This window comes from Roseomonas rosulenta (assembly GCF_016106005.1).
GTDB lineage: Bacteria > Pseudomonadota > Alphaproteobacteria > Acetobacterales > Acetobacteraceae > Neoroseomonas > Neoroseomonas rosulenta.
In genome coordinates, this window is sequence record NZ_JACADR010000016.1 from 1 (window position 1) to 17,719 (window position 17,719).

Consider the following 17,719-nt stretch of genomic DNA (forward strand, 5'->3'; position numbering starts at 1 on the left):
TAGTAGCCGAGATTGGAGTTCAGACCAGTGGTCTCCCGGTCTCCGCGCGGGTTCGAGCGCGGCGAGGCGCCCGGCCGCCACCGCCGCTTCCCACCCGCCGATGCCCGCGCCATCCCCGGCGACCGCGACGCGGTCGTGCGAGGAGGCGCCGAAGCCATCCGACACCGGGCGCCAGCAGTGCTGCGCCGCGTCCCAGGCGTGGTCGAGCCCGATGGCTCGCGAGACATGGGTCTGCGGGATCACGCCCTCATGCAGCAGCAGCGTGTCGCAGGGGCTGGCGCCGCCATCCCAGGCAATGCGTTCGACGCGCGTGGTGCCCTCCGCGCGCAGGCCGGTCACGCCGCGGATGACGCGCACGCCGCGGCGACGCGCCTCGGCGATCAGCGCAAGACCCTTCGCGAGCAGGCGGCGACCGGACCACAGGCCGCCCTGCGCGATCGCCGCGGCGACCGACGTGCCGCGCGTCTCCAGCACCAGCGGCGGCGCGCCGGCGCGGGCCAGCTGCACCGCCAGCAGCCAGACCAGCGGTCCCTGCCCCGCCAGCACGGTGGCGCCGGCGGGAACCGCGCCGGCGGATTTCAGCAGGATCTGCGCCGCCCCCGCGGTCATCACGCCGGGCAGGGTCCAGCCCGGGATCGGCACCGGGCGTTCCAGCGCGCCGGTGGCGAGCAGCACGCGGCGGGCGCGCGCCTCGCTCACGCCCTGCGGACCGGCCAGCGACAGCAGGCCCTCGTCGGGGTCGAGGTGCCACAGCGTGGTCGCGGCGCGTTGCTCCGCCCCGCAGGCGCGGAAGGCGGCGATCAGCGGCAGGCCGGGGGCGATCTCGGGGCCGACCGCGGGGTCGGCGACGGCGGCCTCGGCGGCGCGAAAGACCTGGCCGCCGGGGGCGGGATTCTCGTCCACGACCAGCACGGACAGGCCCTGCGCGCGCGCTGCCACCGCCGCCGCCATGCCGGCCGGGCCGGCGCCGATGACGGCGAGGTCGTGGGTCACGGCCGCGCCACGCGCGCGCCCTGCTGCCGGGCGATGCGCATGCCGGGTGCCACCGGCACCATGCAGGCCTGGCGGTTGGGCACGCCGTCGATCTCGGCCAGGCAGTCGAAGCACACGCCCATCATGCAGAGCGGCAGGCGCGGGCTGGCGCTGACCGGCGTCTCGCGGATGGCGGGCAGGCCGGCGAGCAGAACGGCGGCGGCGGCCGAGGCGCCCTCGGGCACCAGCACGGGGATGCCTTCGACCAGCACCTCGATGCGCGCGGGGCGGGCGTCAGGCCGCGCGCGGAACATCGAAGCGCCGGGCGGAGAACGGGGCGAGCACGGGGTCGAGCGCGCCGGCCGCGATCATCGGCGCCAGCAGCCGCGCATGCGCCCCGGCCAGCGTCACGCCGGAATGGCAGTTCGCGGTGAAGGCGCCGGGGAAGCGTTCCGACTGGTCATAGATGGGCAGGCCGTCGGGGGCCATGACGCGCAGCGCCGACCAGGCGCGGATGATGTTCAGCCCCGCGATCCAGGGGAAGGACAGCGCGGCGCGTTGCGCGATCTGCGCCATGACCGGGGGCGACTGGCGCGTGTCGAAGCCCAGTTCCTCCATGCTGTCGCCGAGCATGAGGGTGCCCTCCCCGGTTTGCCGGATGGTGGTGGTGGGCATGGGCAGGATCGACTGCGCGCGCTCGGTCACCAGGATCTGGCCGCGCTGCGGCCGCACCGGCGTGTTCAACCCGAAGACCGGCGCGAGGTCCGCATTGCCCAGCCCGGCGGCGAGCACGATGCGCGGCGCGGCGAAGGTTCCCGCCGCGGTCTCCACGCGGAAATCCTGCGGCGCAGCGGTGGCGGCGGTGACCTTGGCGTTGGGCACATAGGCGCCGCCGGCCTCGGTGAAGGCGCGGTGCAGCGCCTGCAGCAGCGCGAGCGGGCTGGCGTGCCCGTCATAAGGCGTCCAGGACGCGCCGACGACGGCGAGGCCGAGGCCCGGAAGCATGTCGCGCAATTCCTCCGCGCGGATCATGCGGAAGTCGTAGCCGTGGTTGCCAGCCTCCGCCTTCATCCGCGCCATGCGCTCCGCGCGGTCGTCGAATTCCGCCTCGCTCAGGCACAGGTGCACGCCGCCGGGCTGCTGCAGGGCGGTGTCGATGCCGGTGCGCGCCGCGAGGTCGGCGGCAAGCGCCGGCCATTCCCCGGCGGACCCCCGCGTCCAGCGCTGGTACCAGGGCGCGCCGAGGCCCTTCGACTGCACCCAGACCAGGCCGAAATTGCCGCGGGAGGCGCGGTGCGCGATGTCGCCCTCGTCGAGCAGGACGGTGTCGAGCCCGGCGTCGCGCAGGCCGAGCGCGATGGCCGCGCCGACCAGCCCGCCGCCGACGACGATCGCGTCGTGCGTCATCGGCGCGGCAGGGTCACGATGCCGGGCAGCGCCGCCACGCGCGCCACCCAGGCCTGCACGCCCGGCCAGCGTGCGAGGTCGAAGCCGCCTTCATCCGCAACATGCGTGTAGGCGAACAGCGCGAGGTCAGCGACGGTCGGGCCGGCATCGGTAAGCCAGTCGTGCCCCGCCAGCCGATGTTCCATGGCGTCGAGCGCACGCGCGCCGCCCTCGTCGCAGCGCGCGAGGCGATCGGCGTTCTGCGCCGCGGTGCCCTGGTAGGCGCGGATGTTGCGCGCCACCGCGATGTTGGGCTCGTGGCTGTATTGTTCGAAGAACAGCCATTCCATCACGCGGGTGCGCGCCAGGCCCGGCGCGGGGAGCCAGGGCGTGCCCTCCGCGACATGCAGCAGGATCGCGTTCGATTCCACCAGCACGGTGCCGTCGTCGAGCTCGAGCACCGGCACCTTGCCGAAGGGGTTGCGGGCCAGGAATTCGGGCCTGCGGGTCTCCCCGCCATTGGTGTCGACCTCGACCCAGCGGAAGGGCGTGCCGGTCAGGCGCAGGATCTGCGCGACCTTCCAGCAATTGCCCGAGGGCGCCATGCCATAGACGGTTGCCATGCGGCCGAGCCTAGCCCCGCGCCGCCGGGCCGCAAGCCCGTTTCCGGTTGACGGCCCAGGGCGCCGGCGCGAGCCTTCCCCCACCCCGCCGGAGAGACGCCCATGAGCCCGCTCGACGCCCCGCGCGACCCGCGCAATTCCGACCTCGAGGCCGCGCTGATCGAGGCGCGCGAGGGCTATTCCGCGGCGCGGCCCCGCAGCGCGGCGATCCATGCCAAGGCGCGCGAGGTCATGCCCGGCGGCAATACCCGCACGGTGCTGTTCTACACCCCCTTCCCCACCGCCATGGTGCGCGGCGAGGGCGCGCGGGTGTGGGATGCGGATGGGCGCGAATATGTCGATCTCTGCGGCGAATACACCGCCGGGCTGTTCGGCCATTCCGAGCACCGCATCCTCGATGCCGTGAAGGCGGCGATGGATCGCGGCGTGAACCTGGCGGCGGTGGGAGAGAATGAAGGGAAACTGGCCGCGCTGATCTGCGCGCGCTTCCCCTCGGTCGAGCAGGTGCGCTTCACCAATTCCGGCACGGAAGCGAACATCATGGCGCTGGCCGGCGCGCGCGGCTTCACCGGGCGGACCGAGGTGCTGGCGTTCCGCGGCGGCTACCATGGCGGCGTCTTCACCTTCCCGGTGGGCGTGCCGACCTCCCCGGTGAACCTGCCGATTCCGATGCGCTTCGCCGACTACAACGACGCCGAGGGCGCGGCGCGCGCCATCCGCGAGGCGGGCGACGCGCTGGCCGCCGTCATCGTCGAACCGATGCAGGGCTCCGCCGGCTGCATCCCGGCGACGCGCGACTTCCTCCAGGCGCTGCGCGACGCCACGCGCGAGACCGGCGCGGTGCTGGTCTTCGACGAGGTGATGACCAGCCGCCACGGCTTCGGCGGGCTGCAGCAGCGCATGGGCGTGACACCGGACATGACCACCTTCGGCAAGTACATGGCGGGCGGCATGTCCTTCGGCGCCTTCGGCGGGCGGCGCGACATCATGGCGATGTTCGACGGCCACCGCGCGGGTGCAATGCCCCATGCCGGGACCTTCAACAACAACGTGCTGTCGATGGCGGCGGGCTGCGTCGCACTCGGCGAGATCTTCGACGAGGCCGCGGCCGAGGCGCTGTTCGCGCGCGGCGAGGCGCTGAAGGCATCGCTCAACGCCGTATGCGCGAAGCATGGCGTGGCGATGCATTTCACCGGCGCGGGGTCGATGCTCTCCCCCCATTTCCGTCCCGGCCCGGTCACCGCCCCCTACAAGGCGAGCCTCGAGGAGGAGCAGATGCGCGAGCTGTTCTTCTTCGACATGCTCGCCGCGGGCATCTACCTCGCGCGGCGCGGCATGGTGGCGCTGATGCTGCCGGTGAGCGATGCCGATTGCGCGCGCTTCGTGGCCGCGGTCGAGGAATTCTGCGCGGCGCGCAAGCCGGTGCTCGCGGCCGGGTAGCGCGCTCAGCCCGTGGTGTTGCGGATGCGCCCGTTCAGCGTGTGCTCGCGATTGGCCTCGTTCTTCTCGGTCCAGTCGTACCAGATCAGGCGACCATCCACCGCGCCGATGTAGCCGTGCAGGTGGTAGTCGTTGGCGATGTCCTTGTCGGGGCCCTCGAAATGGTCCCACACCAGGGCCTGCTTGGCCCCGGACAGGCGCGGATGCGTATGCCAGTATGCGATGGGCGTGCCCGATGACGGGCAGCCGCAATTGGGCTCGTACTGGTAGATCTTCACCGTGGGCGTCGCGCGATCACCCCAGAAGGGCCCCGTGGTCTTGCACTCCCCGCCCTCGATGTAGAGCACGCCGCCACATTCGACCGCCTGTTCGATCGACGAGGGCAGGTGCTCGTTCAGCAGCTCGATGGCCTTGGCCTCGGCCAGCATGACGTCATGGGTGCGGGCCTTGAACTGGCCCCAGGGATGGCGCGGCATGATCGGGCTCCTTCGGTGCGTGCCGCACCCGACCATGGCCGGCCGGGCGGCTCAAGCAGGCGTTTCACACCCCGCGCGGCTACCGCCCGCCGCCCACCGGCAGGCAGGCGGCGGTGACGTAGGAGGCAGCGTCGGAGGCCAGGAACAGGATGCATTCCGCGACCTCCTCCGCGGTGCCGGCGCGGCCCATCGGCACGAAGGGCGCCAGGCGCTGCAAGCGATCAGGCTGGCCCGAGGCGGCGTGGAGTTCGGTCGCGATCAGCCCGGGGTTCACCGCGTTGACGCGGATGCCCTCCTGCGCCACCTCGCGCGCCAGGCCTTGCGTCAGCGTGTCCACGGCGGCCTTCGACGCCGCGTAGTGCACCCATTCCCCCGCGCTGCCGAGCTCCGAGGCGCGCGAGGAGACGTTGACGATCGCACCCCCCTTGCCGCCGCGCTTCGTGGACATGCGCCGAACCGCCTCGCGGCAGGACAGTGCCAGGCCGAAGACGTTCGGTTCGAAGGTGCCGCGCCAGTCATCGAGCGTGGTGTCGGCGACCAGGCGCTTGCCGCCGGTGGTGCCGGCATTGTTGACCACCACGTCGATGCCGCCGAGCTCGCGCTGCGCCGTGTCGTAGGCGGCGAGGATGTCGGCTTCCGACGCGGCCTCCCCGCGCAGCAGCACCACGCGTGCGCCGGCGGCCTCGCAGGCGCGGGCGGTCTCCTCGGCTCGGGCCGTCTCGCTGCGATAGGTCAGCACCAGGTCGTAGCCGCGCGCGGCGGCGAGGCGCGCGGTGGCCGCGCCGATGCCGCGTCCGCCGCCTGTGATGAGCATGATCCGTCGCGCCATGGCGTCCTCCGATGGATTACGCGGCATCATCCTCCGGATGCGCGCGCCTGTCAGCCTGGACGCCCTCGGCGACGCGCGCGAGCATGGCCGCGAAGGAGACGCCCGATGCTGCCCTATTCGCCCGAGACCTTCCGCCCGCTCACCTTCCACGATGCGGTGCCGCGCTTCCTGGATGGCTCCGACACGCCGCGCGCCTATCTCGAGCGCTGCCTCGCCACCATCGCGGAGCGCGAGCCCGAGGTCATGGCCTTCGCCAGCCTGAACGAGGTGGGCGCACGCGCGGCAGCGGATGCCAGCACCGCGCGCTACAAGGCCGGGGCGCCGCTCTCCCCGATCGACGGGCTGCCGATCGGCATCAAGGACCTGCTCGAGACGGCCGACATGCCGACCGAGATGGGCAGCGCCTTCTACAAGGGGAACCGCCCGGGCCGCGACAGCGCCCTGGTGCAGGCGCTGCGCCAGGCAGGCGCGGTGATCGTCGGCAAGACCGTCACGACCGAACTGGGCATGTCGCATCCCGGGCCGACGCGCCACCCCTTCGACCTGCGGCGCACGCCGGGCGGATCATCGTCGGGCTCGGGCGCCGTCATCAGCGCGCGGATGCTGCCCGCGGCGATCGGCACGCAGGTGCTGGGCAGCGTGATCCGCCCGGCCTCCTTCAACGCCAACTGGGCGCTGAAGCCGACCCAGGGCGGCATCAACCGCGGCGAGCGCCAGGGCTTCAGCCAATCGACCGTGGGCATCCATGCCGGAAGTGCGGAGGACATGTGGGCCATCGCGGTCGAGATCGTGAAGCGCGTCGGCGGCGATCCCGGCGCGCCGGGGTTGTATTTCACGCGCGAGGATCCGCCGGCGCCGGTGGTGCCGCGGCGCCTCGCGGTGCTCGAGACCGAGGGCTGGGCGGTGGCGGAACCGAAGGCGATCCAGGCCTTCGAGCGGGCGCTGGAGGCGCTGCGCGCGCGGGGTGTTGCCATCCTGCGCCGCGGCGACCACCCGCTGCTGGAGGCGCTGGAGCAGCGCGTGATGGGCGCGATGGCCCTTGCCACCGATGTCTGCGCCTATGAGAGCGCCTGGTCGGTGGCGAACATGATGGCGAAGAACCCCGATGCGCTGAGCGCGAGCCTGAAGGCGCGCTTCGAGCTGGGCTGCTCGGTCACGCTCGCGCAGTACCGCATGCGGCTGCTGCAGCGCGAGGAGATGCGCCGCGCCCAGGCCGCCCTCGCGGGCGAGGTCGATGCCTTCATCGGCCTGCCCGCCTGCGGCCCGGCGCCGCTGCCGGGCGACACCGGCGGATCGACCAACCGCATCCTGCACACTACGGGCAACCCCATCATGAACACGGCCTCCTCCGGGCTCGGCTGCCCGGTGGTGACAGTGCCGCGCATGGCGGTGGACGGGCTGCCGCTCGGCATCTCGGTCACCGGCCAGCCGCACCAGGATGAGCGCGTGACGGCGATTGCGCGCTGGATCGCAGAGGCCGTTCCGCCGATCATGGTCTGAAGAACCCAGGAGGACGCCATGAGCGAGATCGAGGTCACCGACGATGCCGGGCTGCGCACCATCCGCATCGCCCGGCCGGAGAAGAAGAACGCGCTGACGCGCGGCATGTACGCAGCGATGGCCGAGGCGCTGCGCGATGCCGCCGGCGCATCGGCCGTGCGCGCGGTGCTGATCACCGGCGGGACGGAATGCTTCACCTCCGGCAACGACGTGGGCGACTTCAAGGCGCGCGGGGACCAGGCGGCGGACGTGCCCTCCCCGGCGCGGGACTTCCTGGCCGCGCTGCGCGAATGCCCGAAGCCGGTGGTGGCCGCCGTCGCGGGCTACGCGGTGGGCATCGGCACCACGCTGCTGCTGCATTGCGACTTCGTCTATGCGGCGGAAAATGCCGTCTTCCGCATGCCCTTCGTCGATCTCGGCCTCTGCCCCGAGGGCGGGTCCTCGCTGCTGGTGCCGCAACGCGGCGGGCAGTTGCTGGCGAACGAGCTGCTGATGCTGGGCGATGCCTTCCCGCCCGCCATCGCGCTGCGCGCGGGCATCGTCAATGCCGTGGTGCCGGTCGGCGAACTGATGACGACGGCGGAGGGCGTCGCGCGGCGCCTGGCCGCCAAGCCGCCCGCCGCATTGGCGGTGACGAAACGACTGCTGCGCCAGGCCGGCGAGGCGGCGCTCTCGGCTCACATGACCGAGGAATTCGCCCGCTTCGGCGCGCTGCTGCGCGGCCCCGAAGCGGCCGAGGCGGTGGCCGCCTTCCAGGAGAAGCGCAAGCCCGACTTCACCCGCTTCCACGCCGCGGCGGAATAGCGCCCGTGTTCCGCGACGGGCTGTTCGACGGTGCGCGCGTGCTGATCACCGGCGGCGGCACCGGCCTCGGCCGCATGATGGCGGAGCGGCTGCTCAGTCTCGGTGCCGCGGTCGAGATCTGGGGCCGGCGCGGCGAGGTTGTGGCCGCCGCCGCCGCCGAGATGAACGTCGCGCATCCCGGCCGCGCGCACGCGCGCGCCGTGGACATCAAGGACCCCGATGCGGTGGATGCCGCCATCGCCGCCATGTGGGACGAAGGCCGCCCCGCCACGCACCTCATCAACAACGCCGCGGGCAATTTCGTCAGCCGCACCGAGGACCTCTCGCCGCGCGCCTTCCACGCCATCGCCGACATCGTCTTCCACGGTACCTTCCAGGTGACGCAGGCGGTGGGGAAGCGCTGGATCGCGGCGGGCACCGGCGGCGCGGTGGTGTCGATCATCGTCACCTGGGTGCGCACCGGCGCGCCCTTCGTCGTGCCATCCGCCATGTCGAAGGCGGGGGTGGATGCGATGACGAAGTCCCTGGCAGTGGAATGGGGGCGGCGCGGCATCCGGCTCAACGCCATCGCGCCGGGGCTGATCCCGACGGAAGGCATGCTCGCGCGCCTGCGCCCGGGCGAGGAAGGCCCTGAGCGCCGTGCGGCCGCAACCAACCCGATGCGGCGCATCGGCACGCCCGAGGACATCGGCGACCTCGCCGCCTTCCTGCTCAGCCCGGTCTGGATCAATGGCGAGACGATCGCCCTCGATGGCGGCAACTGGCTGACCGCGGGCGGCGGCTTTCAGGACTACCTCAGCTGGAGCGACGCGGAGTGGAACGCCGCGCGGGAGCGGATCAAGGCACGCAACGCTGCGGATCGTGCGGGCCGCGGTTGACGGGGAATTCATCCGCGCCGGTTTGCTGCATGGTTGCATGCCGCGACGCGGCGGCGCGATGCTCCCTCCAACGACAAGACCCGGAGGAGGAAGCGCACCATGGAATTCGGCTACTTCGCCATGCCCTCGCACCCGCCCGAGCGCGGCCTCAAGCAAGGCCATGACTGGGACCTGCAGGTGCTGCGCTGGCTGGACGAGATGGGCTTCAGCGAGGCCTGGATCGGCGAGCACCACACCGCACCCTGGGAACCGCACCCCGCACCCGATCTGCTGATCGCGCAGGCCCTGCTGCAGACCAAGCGCCTGCGCATCGGCCCCGGCGGCTTCCTGCTGCCCTACCACCACCCGGCTGAGCTCGCGAACCGCGTCGCGATGCTGGACCATCTCTCGGAAGGCCGGCTGAACTTCGGCATCGCCGCCTCCGGCCTGCCGTCGGACTGGGCGATGTTCAACGTGGATGGCATGTCGGGGGCCAACCGCGACATGACGCGCGAGGCGCTCGACATCATCCTGCGCCTCTGGAGCGAGGACGAGCCCTTCCACTACGAAGGCAAGTTCTGGAAGGTGGACAAGCCCGACACGATGTTCGGCTTCCTCAAGCCGCACATCAAGCCGTTCCAGAAGCCGCATCCGCCGATCGGCGTCGCCGGCCTGTCGAAGAATTCCGACACGCTGAAGCTCGCCGGCGAGAAGGGCTTCCTGCCGCTCTCGCTCAACCTCAACCCGGCCTACGTGTCATCGCACTGGGACAGCGTCGAGGCCGGCGCGCGCAAGTCCGGCCGCACGCCCTGGCGCGGCGACTGGCGCCTGGTGCGCGAGGTCTTCGTCGCCGAGACCGACGAGGAAGCCTGGCGCCTGTCCGTCGGCTCCCACATGGGCCGCATGATGGGCGAGTACTTCCTGCAGCTGCTCGCGCAGTTCGGCTTCAAGGACTACCTGAAGCACGACCCGTCCGTGCCGGATTCCGACGTCACGGTGGACTACTGCGCGCGGCACAACTGGATCATCGGCAGCCCCGCGACCGTCGCCGAGAAGATCGAGCGCATCTACGAGGAAGTCGGCGGCTTCGGCCAGCTGCTGGTCTTCGGCTTCGACTACATGGAGAGCGCCGAGGCGTGGAAGACCTCGCTCGGCCTGCTGCAGACGGAAGTGGCGCCGAAGCTGCGCCACCTGGTGCCCGCCCGCCAGGCGGCGCTGGCCGCGGAATGACCCGACGGGCGGGGCGTCGCGACAGCGCCCCGCCATCCCGTCACAGGGTGCACTCGTAGATCGTGTAGCTGCGGATATTGAGCCCGAAGCCCGTCTGGTACACCTGATCGAGCGTCTGCACGACCTCGGCCCCGATCGCACCGGGATTGTCGATCGTGAAGAACCCGGTGTTCGGGTCGAAGTAGCGCGGGCGCAGGCCGCTCTGGCCATTGCGGTAGGACAGCCCGACGACGTGCCCCCAGATGCCGTGCGCCTCGCCGGGATTGCCGTCACCGTCGATCGCCAGCATGACGACGTCGCCCGGCGAGAGCGTCTGCAGGCGTTGGCGGCACATCAGCGCGGATGGCGTGTCGAGCAGGCGGGTGACCGTCATGCCCTCCCGCCGGGCGGATTGCGGGATGAAGCGCGCCGAGGCATCCGCGATGGTCTGGTGGAATGCGGCGTAGGTCTGGTGCCGGCCGACGTCGAACCAGGTGTGGTCATAGGCCCGCTGGAACGACAGGATGCGCTGCCACCCCGGACCGTCCTGGTCGAACAGCGGTCCGAGCAGCTGCGCGGGGTCGCCGCCCTTGACGTAGCCCTTCGCCCATTCGAACACGAGCGCCATGCAGATGCCGCCCTGCAGCAAGCGGTCGAGCACGCCGCGTAGCCAGAAATTCTGGTTGATCCCATTCGGGAACCCGACATCGGGGCTCATGCATGTCTTCCTGCTGTGATGGCGCTTCGGCGCCGGGGCGCGCAGCATGGCAGCCCCTTCGTATCGACATCGATCACAACCAGGGGAGGATTTGAGCAACATGACGTCAACCAGTCTGCACCAGTGGCCGGCGCAGGGTCGCGTCCACCATGGCGCCGCCCTGGCCGAGGTCCTGCCGGGCGAGATCGCCGACGCCACGCGCGTGGTTCTGGTGACCACACGGTCCCTCGCGAAGGGCGCGCTGGTCGCCTCGGCCACCGCCGCGATCGGCGCGCGCCTCGCCGCCACCTTCGCCACCATGCGCGCGCACAGCCCGGTCGAGGACGTGCTCGCCCTCGCCGCGATGCTGCGCGAGAGCGATGCCGACCTGGTGGTCGCCCTCGGCGGCGGCTCCGTCATCGACGGGTCGAAGGTGGCCTGCCTCGCGGTCTGGCGCGGCATCGCCGATGCGGGCGAGCTCATCGCCGCCGCGGCCTCGCGTGGCGCCGCGCCGGGCAATTGGGACAGCGCGCCGCCCGCCCCGCGCATGGTCGCCATCCCGACCACGCTCTCGGCCGCCGAATTCGCGCCGCATGCGGGCTACACCGACCTCGCGGCGGGGCGGAAGTATCGCGCCCTCGATCCCTGGATGGTGCCGCGCGCGGTCATCCTCGATCCCGCGGCCACGCTCGAGACACCGGCGCAGCTGCTGCTCTCCTCCGGCATCCGCGCGCTGGACCACGCGGCGGAACGCTGGTGCTCCACCGCGCCACAACCCTTCTCCGACGCCGTCTCGCGCCAGGCGATGCTGATGCTGGCCGAAGGCCTGCCGCGCGTGCATCGCCACCCGCAGGACATGGCGGCGCGCACGCTCTGCCAGCAGGCGATGTGGCTCTCGGTGATGGGCGGCTGGTCGGGCGTGCCCGTCGGCGCCAGCCACGGGATCGGCTACATCCTCGGCGCGGCGAAGGGCGTGCCGCACGGCATCACATCCTGCCTCATGCTGCACGCGGTGATGCGCTGGAACGCGCCGGTCAACGAAAGCCGGCAGCGCGACGTGGCCCACATCTTCGGCGGCGAGGAAGCCGGGCCCGCGATCGAAGGCTTCGTGCGCGGGCTCGGCCTGCCGACGCGTCTGCATGAACAGGGGATCACGACGGACGACATTCCGGGACTGGCGGCGCGATGGAACGGGGATGCGCCGATCGCGACCAATCCGCGGCCGATTACCTCGGCCAAGGAACTCGAAGACATCCTGCGGCTGGCGGCTTAGCGAGGGGCGCCGCCCCTCGCGCTCCCCGCCAGGGGGCTGCGGCCCCCTGGACCGCGATCACTTAGAATCGCTCCACGGCGAAGGGGGTGAAGTCGAAATTCGGCCTCTCACCCGCCATCGCACAAGCCACAAGCGCACCCGTCGGCGCCGAACCGGTCAGGCCGAGATGGCCATGGCCGAAGGCGCACCACAACCCATCCCACGCCTTCACCGGGCCCATCACGGGCAGGCTGTCGGGCAGGCACGGGCGATGGCCCATCCAGGTCGTCGCACTCTCGATGCGCGCCTGCGGAAACACGGCGCGTAGATCCCCCAGCAGCAGCTGCGCGCGCGCCTCGTTCGGCGGAGCATCGAGGCCGGCGAACTCGACCGATCCTGCCACGCGCAACCCCTCCTCCATCGGCGAGATGAATACCTTGCGATCCGCCGGCGACAGCACGCGCCCCACCCGCACGCCGGCCTCGGGCAGCATCACGTGGTAGCCGCGCTGCGTCTCGAGCGGCACCTTGATGCCGAGCGGTGCGAGCAGCCGCGCCGACCAGGCGCCGGCCGCGAGCACCACCCGATCCGCGGCCACATCGCCGGCATCCGTGACCACGCCGGTCACGCGCCGCCCCTCGGTGGTGATGGCCCGCACCTCGGCCTCGCGGATCTCGCCGCCCATGCGCCGCACGCCATTCGCCACCACCTCGGCCAGGCGCGCCGGATTCACGCAGGACCCGTGGTCCGGCAGGAAGACCGCACGGGTGTAAGCGGGCGAGACCTCGGGTTCCAGCGCCACGAGCCCGGCGCGGTCGAGCACCTCCATGCGCAACCCGTGGCGGCGGCGCAGGTCGAGCGAGCCCGCATCTTTCGCCATCTGCGCATCGTCGCGATAGAGGTACATCTGACCCTGCGCGCGGATCAGGTCGAGCGCGTCCTCCTCCTCCAGGATCTCGCGATGCCGCTCCGGCGCGCCATACAGCAGCGCGGCGAGCGCGACCGCCGCGGCCTCGACCTTCTCGCGCCGGGCGGAGGCGACGAAGCGCAGCAGCCAGGGCATCGCCTGCAGCCAGTAGCGCATCGGGATGTGCAGCGCGCCGGCCGGGTCGGTCAGCATCCTCGGCACCTGGCGCAGCACGCCGGGCATGGCCAGCGGCGCGACCGATCCATGGCTGATCGCCCCCGCATTGCCGGTATAGGCGGCATGCGGCTTGCGCGCCTCGATCACGATCGGCTTCAGCCCGCGCCAGGCCAGGTGCCAGGCCACGCAGAGCCCGACGATGCCGCCGCCGACCACAACGATCCGCGGCTTTTCCAGGGTGTTCCACATGCCGCCATGCTGCCCTGCCCGCGGCCACGGCGGAAGCCGCCCCGGCGCGTTGACGCGGCGCGGGCCGCGTCGCACTTTCCGCCCAACACGTCCGAGGAGCGTCCGATGAAGATCACCCCGAACAATGCCGGGCTGGGCGCACGCATCGAGGGCATCGACCTCGCGCGGCCGCTCTCGCCGGAGGATTTCCGCACCGTGCTGCGCGCGCTTGGCCAGTACGGGGTGCTGTGCTTCCCGGGCCAGGACCTGGATGCTGCCGCGCTGTCCGACTTCGGCTCCCGCTTCGGCGAGCTGGAGGTGAACGTCGCGAACCTGTTCCATGCCGAGGGGCATCCGGAAGTGATGCACCTGTCCAACATGAAGGATGCGGCGGGCAAGCCGATCGGCCTGTCCGATGCCGGCCAGGGCTGGCACACCGACATGTCCTATTCGAAGGAGATCGCGCTCGCCAACGTGCTGCACGCCAAGCGCGTGCCGCGCCGCAATGGGCGCGCGATCGGCTGCACGCAGTTCCGCAACATGCACGCCGCCTATGACGACCTGCCCACCGAGGTGAAGCAGCGGATCGAGGGCCGCACCGCCATCCACGACTTCGCCAAGTTCTGGGACATGATGCGCATCAGGCCCGGTTCGATCCGCGGACCGCTCACGCCCGAGCAGCGCGCGAAGAAGCCGCCCGTCTCGCAGCCCATGGTGCGCGTGCATCCCATCACCGGGCGGCGCGTCCTGTACTGCAATTCCGGCTACGCCATGTATGTCGAGGGCATGGACCGCGCGGAATCCGACGCGCTGCTTGACTACCTGTTCCGCCACCAGGCGCAGGAGAAGTACTTCTACGAGCACGAATGGAACGAGGGCGACGTGCTGATGTGGGACAATATCGGCACGCTGCACAATGCGGTGGCCGACTACGGCCCGGAAGAGCCGCGCTTCATCCTGCGCGTGCAGGTGATGGCGAGCCTCGACTACGCGGAACTCGCCGCATGAGGCTGGTGACGCTCGAAGGCCCGGTCCTGGGCGGGCTGGTGGGCGAGAGCGTGGTGGCGCTGCGGCCTGCGCTGGCCGCCGCGCAACGCGCCGCGGGCGAAGCGCCGTCCGACATCATCCCCGACGACATGGTGGCACTGATCGCCAGCGAGGCGGCGATGGTCGCGGCCGCCCGCGCGCTGGCCTTCGCCGCGCGGCCGGAGAATGCCGCGCTGCGCGCCCCGCTCGCGGACGCACGGCTGCTCGCGCCGCTCAGGCCGGGCAAGATCCTGGGCGTCGGGCGCAACTACGGCGACCATGCGAAGGAGGTCGGCGGGCCGAAGCTCGAAGCGCCGCGCATCTTCCTCAAGCCCGCTTCGTCGGTGGTCGGCCCGGGTGCGGCGGTGCGCATCCCCGCGTCGGTCAAGAAGCCGGACTGGGAGGCCGAGCTCGGCGTGGTGATCGGCCGCCGCGCCAAGGATGTGAGCGAGGGCGTCGCCCTCGAATACGTCGCCGGCTACACCGTGCTCGACGACATCAGCGCGCGCGAATTCCAGTTCGACGTGCCGCTGTCCATGACCTCCTTCGCCAAGGGCATGGACGGCTTCTGCCCGATCGGCCCCTGCATCGCGACCGCCGACGAGGTGGGCGAGCCCTGGGCGCTCGACATCCGCTGCTGGCTCAACGGGGAGGAGGTGCAGCACGGCAACACGCGCGACCTGATCTTCCCCGTCAGCACGCTCATCTCCTACCTCAGCCGCTACATGACGCTCGAACCCGGCGACGTGATCGCGACCGGCACGCCGGCGGGCGTCGGGCATTTCCGCGACCCGCCCCGCTACCTGAAACCAGGCGACCGGCTGCGCATGGAAGTCGAGCGCGTCGGCGTGCTGGAACACACCATCGCCTGATGATCGGGAGGACAACGAACATGATCCGCAGGACGCTGCTCGGCGCCGCCTTCGCCCTCGCCGCTCTGCCCGCGCTGGCGCAGCCGCGCGCGCCGGGCACCGACTATCCGAATCGGCCTGTGCGTATCGTCGTCGCCCTCGCCCCGGGCGGCAATGCCGACATCAATGCGCGCCTGGTCGCGACCGGCCTGTCGCAGCGGCTCGGCCAGCAATTCGTGGTGGAGAACCGCCCCTCGGGCGGCGGCACCGTGGCCTTCGAGACGGTCGCGCAGACCCCGCCCGACGGCTACACGTTGCTGGTGGGCGCGCTGGGCTCGCATACGCTCAATGTCGGGCTCTATGGCGACCGGCTGCGCGTGCATCCGCTGACCGGCGTCGATCACATCACCATCTCCAGCCATTCGGCGATCGTGCTGGTGGTGAACAACAACTTCCCAGCGCGCACGCTGGCGGAATTCCGCGCGCAGCTCGCGGCCAATCCGAACCGCTTCGACTTCGGCTCCTCGGGCAATGGCACCACGGGGCACATCGCGGCCGCGCTGATGCTGCACCTGATGGGCGCGCAGGCGCAGCATGTGCCCTATCGCGGTTCGGCCGCGGCCTTCCAGGACCTTCTGGCCGGGCGCACGGCATTTCAGGCCGACACCATCTCCTTCGTGACGGAGCCGATCCGTAGCGGCCAGGTGCGTGGCCTCGTGATCGCCACCCCGCAGCGCTCGCCCATGATCCCGGACGTTCCGACCTCGGCCGAGGCCGGGCTGCCGGACTTCCAGGCGACCACCTGGACGCCGTGGTCGGCCACGCTCGGCACGCCCGCGCCGATCCGCCAGTTCCTCTACGAGCAGATCACCGAGGTGCTAAAGACACCCGAGGTGCGCGACCGCCTGATCGCGCTCGGCAACACCATCCCCGAGGGCATGACGCCCGACGCCACGCGCGCCTTCATCGCGGCCGAGATCGACAAGTGGGTGCCGATCGTCCGCGCCTCCGGCGCGCGGGTCGATTGATCAGTCGCGTGTATCGGTGCGGAACACCTTGCTCACGATCCGCCAGCCCTGCTGCGTCTTCAACAGCACCAGGTAATCGGTGAAGTAGCGCGGCGGGATCTGGCAGGCGACCTTGGCCAGGGCGGTCTCCGGGCCGGACTGGTCGATCATCAACACCCGGTCGTCGCGCGCCAGGCCCTGCGCCTTGGCGTTCGGCCGGTTGCGCACCCATTCGAACCACTGCTCGCGCGGCAGGTCCTGCACGACACCGTCCTTGTCGGAATACAGGTGCGCGCAAGGGTGGAAGGCGGCATCGAGCTTCGCCACGTCGCCTTCGTGCAGCCCGTCGAAATAGGTCTGCAGCACGGCCTCGATGGCGGCGATGTCGGTAGCTGGCATGGGTCTCGTCCCTCCCGAATGGCGCGCGCATCCTGCCTCGGAACACTGGACGTTTACAGGGGCGGCCGGGCAGGGGAATGTCCGCGCCAGGGAGAACCGTCATGAAGACCGCCCGCCGCACCGTCCTTGCTGGGGCCGCAGCCCTCGCGCTGCCTGCGCCGCTCGCCGCGCAGGGCGCCTGGCCGACACGCCCGGTGCGCCTCATCGTGCCCTATGCCGCGAGCGGGGGCACCGACATCCTGGCGCGCGCGCTGGCCGAGGCGCTGCGCCCTGCCCTGCCGCAGCCCATCGTGGTGGAGAACCGCGCCGGTGCGGCCGGCGTCATCGGCTCCGAGGTGGTGGCGCGCGCCGAGCCCGACGGCTACACGCTGCTGATGGTGGTCAGTACGCATGTGATGAACCGCTACCACCTGCCCTCCCTGCCCTACGACCCGATCCGCGACTTCACGCCGATCGCCATGCTCACGCGCAACACCATGGTGCTGGTGGCTGGGGCGAACCAGCCCTTCGACAGCCTGCGCGCCATGATCGACCACGCCAAGCGCAACCCCGGGCGCGTGGGCACCGGCAGCACCGAGGCGCTGTCCTCCTTCATCGGGCAGGAGCTCGCACGGCGCGCGGGCATCGACATGCCCGACGTGGCGTATCGCTCGGGCGGGCAGCTGATGAACGACATCGTCGCCGGCCACCTGCCTACTGGCTGGACCAGTACGGTCAGCGCCATGCCGCATATCGGCACCGGCCGCGTGCGCGTGCTGGCGGTCTCGACCGGGACGCGCACGCCCTATTTCCCCGACGCGCCGACCGCCGCCGAGCAGGGCGTACGCGAGTTCGACCTCTCGGGCTGGGTCGCGCTGCTCGGCCCGCCGCGCATGGACGCCGGGCTGGTCGGTACGATCGGCGGCGCTGTGCAGCGCGTCTTTGACGACGCTGGCTTCCAGCAGCGCCTGGTGGCCCTCAGTGTCGAGCGCGATTTCCGCCCGCCCGCCGCGCTGCTGGAAGCCATGCAGCGCGACGACCAGATCTGGGCCGCCGCCGCGCAGGCCGGCCACATCCGACCGCAGCAATAGGACCACGAC

At 71.4% G+C, this 17,719-nt stretch carries 19 protein-coding genes; 10 read left to right on the forward strand and 9 right to left on the reverse strand.

Annotated features, from left to right (window positions below; all coding sequences use genetic code 11):
• From HW578_RS04185 to HW578_RS04200, 4 genes are all read right to left on the reverse strand, one after another.
• The coding region (locus HW578_RS04185; RefSeq protein WP_369407818.1) for an FAD-dependent oxidoreductase at positions 1-993 on the reverse strand (993 nt) is incomplete at its 3' end.
• Positions 990-1,286 carry a (2Fe-2S)-binding protein gene (locus HW578_RS04190; RefSeq protein WP_198369280.1) on the reverse strand — a complete coding sequence of 99 codons (297 nt, stop codon included), beginning with the start codon at positions 1,284-1,286 and terminating at the stop codon, positions 990-992. The genes HW578_RS04190 and HW578_RS04185, both read right to left, overlap by 4 nt.
• Positions 1,267-2,379: an NAD(P)/FAD-dependent oxidoreductase gene (locus HW578_RS04195; RefSeq protein ID WP_198369281.1), complete on the reverse strand. Its 1,113-nt coding sequence runs from the start codon at positions 2,377-2,379 to the stop codon at positions 1,267-1,269. Before HW578_RS04195 ends, HW578_RS04190 begins: the two co-directional genes overlap by 20 nt.
• Positions 2,376-2,981, reverse strand: a complete 606-nt coding sequence (locus tag HW578_RS04200; RefSeq protein ID WP_232478649.1) for a glutathione S-transferase family protein — start codon at positions 2,979-2,981, stop codon at positions 2,376-2,378. The genes HW578_RS04195 and HW578_RS04200 overlap by 4 nt, the downstream gene beginning before the upstream one ends.
• A gap of 102 nt (positions 2,982-3,083) precedes the next feature.
• Between HW578_RS04200 and HW578_RS04205 the strand changes: the two genes are divergently transcribed.
• The gene (locus tag HW578_RS04205) at positions 3,084-4,421 is read left to right on the forward strand and encodes an aspartate aminotransferase family protein (RefSeq protein WP_198369282.1); all 1,338 of its coding nucleotides are present in this window, start codon (positions 3,084-3,086) and stop codon (positions 4,419-4,421) included.
• A gap of 5 nt (positions 4,422-4,426) precedes the next feature.
• On the opposite strand, the gene HW578_RS04210 is transcribed toward HW578_RS04205, so the two are convergent.
• Both HW578_RS04210 and HW578_RS04215 read right to left on the reverse strand, forming a co-directional pair.
• Positions 4,427-4,897: a DUF4329 domain-containing protein gene (locus HW578_RS04210; RefSeq protein WP_198369283.1), complete on the reverse strand. Its 471-nt coding sequence runs from the start codon at positions 4,895-4,897 to the stop codon at positions 4,427-4,429.
• 79 nt (positions 4,898-4,976) lie between these two features.
• On the reverse strand, positions 4,977-5,726 hold the full coding sequence (locus HW578_RS04215; protein WP_198369284.1) for an SDR family oxidoreductase: 750 nt from the start codon (positions 5,724-5,726) through the stop codon (positions 4,977-4,979).
• A 105-nt stretch (positions 5,727-5,831) separates the two neighbouring features.
• Between HW578_RS04215 and HW578_RS04220 the strand changes: the two genes are divergently transcribed.
• The 4 genes from HW578_RS04220 to HW578_RS04235 all read left to right on the forward strand — a co-directional run bounded on the left by HW578_RS04220 (position 5,832) and on the right by HW578_RS04235 (position 10,117).
• Positions 5,832-7,226: an amidase gene (locus HW578_RS04220; protein WP_198369285.1), complete on the forward strand. Its 1,395-nt coding sequence runs from the start codon at positions 5,832-5,834 to the stop codon at positions 7,224-7,226.
• Between the two features lie 18 nt (positions 7,227-7,244).
• The gene (locus HW578_RS04225; protein ID WP_198369286.1) at positions 7,245-8,030 is read left to right on the forward strand and encodes an enoyl-CoA hydratase-related protein; all 786 of its coding nucleotides are present in this window, start codon (positions 7,245-7,247) and stop codon (positions 8,028-8,030) included.
• A 5-nt stretch (positions 8,031-8,035) separates the two neighbouring features.
• A complete protein-coding gene (locus tag HW578_RS04230) occupies positions 8,036-8,908 on the forward strand; it encodes an SDR family oxidoreductase (RefSeq protein ID WP_198369287.1) in 873 nt (290 codons plus the stop codon).
• 99 nt (positions 8,909-9,007) lie between these two features.
• Complete coding sequence (locus HW578_RS04235; RefSeq protein ID WP_198369288.1) at positions 9,008-10,117, forward strand: LLM class flavin-dependent oxidoreductase; 1,110 nt, start codon at positions 9,008-9,010, stop codon at positions 10,115-10,117.
• Positions 10,118-10,157: 40 nt separating this feature from the next.
• Here the strand turns inward: HW578_RS04235 and HW578_RS04240 are convergent, their stop codons facing one another.
• A complete protein-coding gene (locus tag HW578_RS04240; RefSeq protein ID WP_198369289.1) occupies positions 10,158-10,814 on the reverse strand; it encodes a hypothetical protein in 657 nt (218 codons plus the stop codon).
• Between the two features lie 100 nt (positions 10,815-10,914).
• Between HW578_RS04240 and HW578_RS04245 the strand changes: the two genes are divergently transcribed.
• Positions 10,915-12,066 (forward strand): iron-containing alcohol dehydrogenase, encoded by a 1,152-nt coding sequence (locus HW578_RS04245; protein WP_198369290.1) that lies wholly within the window; start codon positions 10,915-10,917, stop codon positions 12,064-12,066.
• 61 nt (positions 12,067-12,127) lie between these two features.
• Here HW578_RS04245 and HW578_RS04250 read toward each other — a convergent pair whose 3' ends face one another.
• Positions 12,128-13,378 (reverse strand): NAD(P)/FAD-dependent oxidoreductase, encoded by a 1,251-nt coding sequence (locus HW578_RS04250; protein ID WP_198369291.1) that lies wholly within the window; start codon positions 13,376-13,378, stop codon positions 12,128-12,130.
• A gap of 105 nt (positions 13,379-13,483) precedes the next feature.
• Here HW578_RS04250 and HW578_RS04255 point away from each other — a divergent pair, with 105 nt between their 5' ends.
• Genes HW578_RS04255 through HW578_RS04265 form a run of 3 tightly spaced genes read left to right on the forward strand, consistent with a single transcriptional unit; the run spans position 13,484 to position 16,262 of the window.
• Positions 13,484-14,365: a TauD/TfdA dioxygenase family protein gene (locus HW578_RS04255; protein WP_198369292.1), complete on the forward strand. Its 882-nt coding sequence runs from the start codon at positions 13,484-13,486 to the stop codon at positions 14,363-14,365.
• The gene (locus tag HW578_RS04260) at positions 14,362-15,255 is read left to right on the forward strand and encodes a fumarylacetoacetate hydrolase family protein (RefSeq protein WP_198369293.1); all 894 of its coding nucleotides are present in this window, start codon (positions 14,362-14,364) and stop codon (positions 15,253-15,255) included. The genes HW578_RS04255 and HW578_RS04260 overlap by 4 nt, the downstream gene beginning before the upstream one ends.
• 20 nt (positions 15,256-15,275) lie before the next feature.
• On the forward strand, positions 15,276-16,262 hold the full coding sequence (locus HW578_RS04265) for a Bug family tripartite tricarboxylate transporter substrate binding protein (protein ID WP_198369294.1): 987 nt from the start codon (positions 15,276-15,278) through the stop codon (positions 16,260-16,262).
• Here HW578_RS04265 and HW578_RS04270 read toward each other — a convergent pair whose 3' ends face one another.
• A complete protein-coding gene (locus HW578_RS04270; protein WP_198369295.1) occupies positions 16,263-16,640 on the reverse strand; it encodes a nuclear transport factor 2 family protein in 378 nt (125 codons plus the stop codon).
• Positions 16,641-16,741: 101 nt separating this feature from the next.
• On the opposite strand from HW578_RS04270, the gene HW578_RS04275 reads away from it, so the two are divergent.
• Positions 16,742-17,710 (forward strand): Bug family tripartite tricarboxylate transporter substrate binding protein, encoded by a 969-nt coding sequence (locus HW578_RS04275; protein ID WP_198369297.1) that lies wholly within the window; start codon positions 16,742-16,744, stop codon positions 17,708-17,710.
• Positions 17,711-17,719 lie beyond the last annotated feature (9 nt).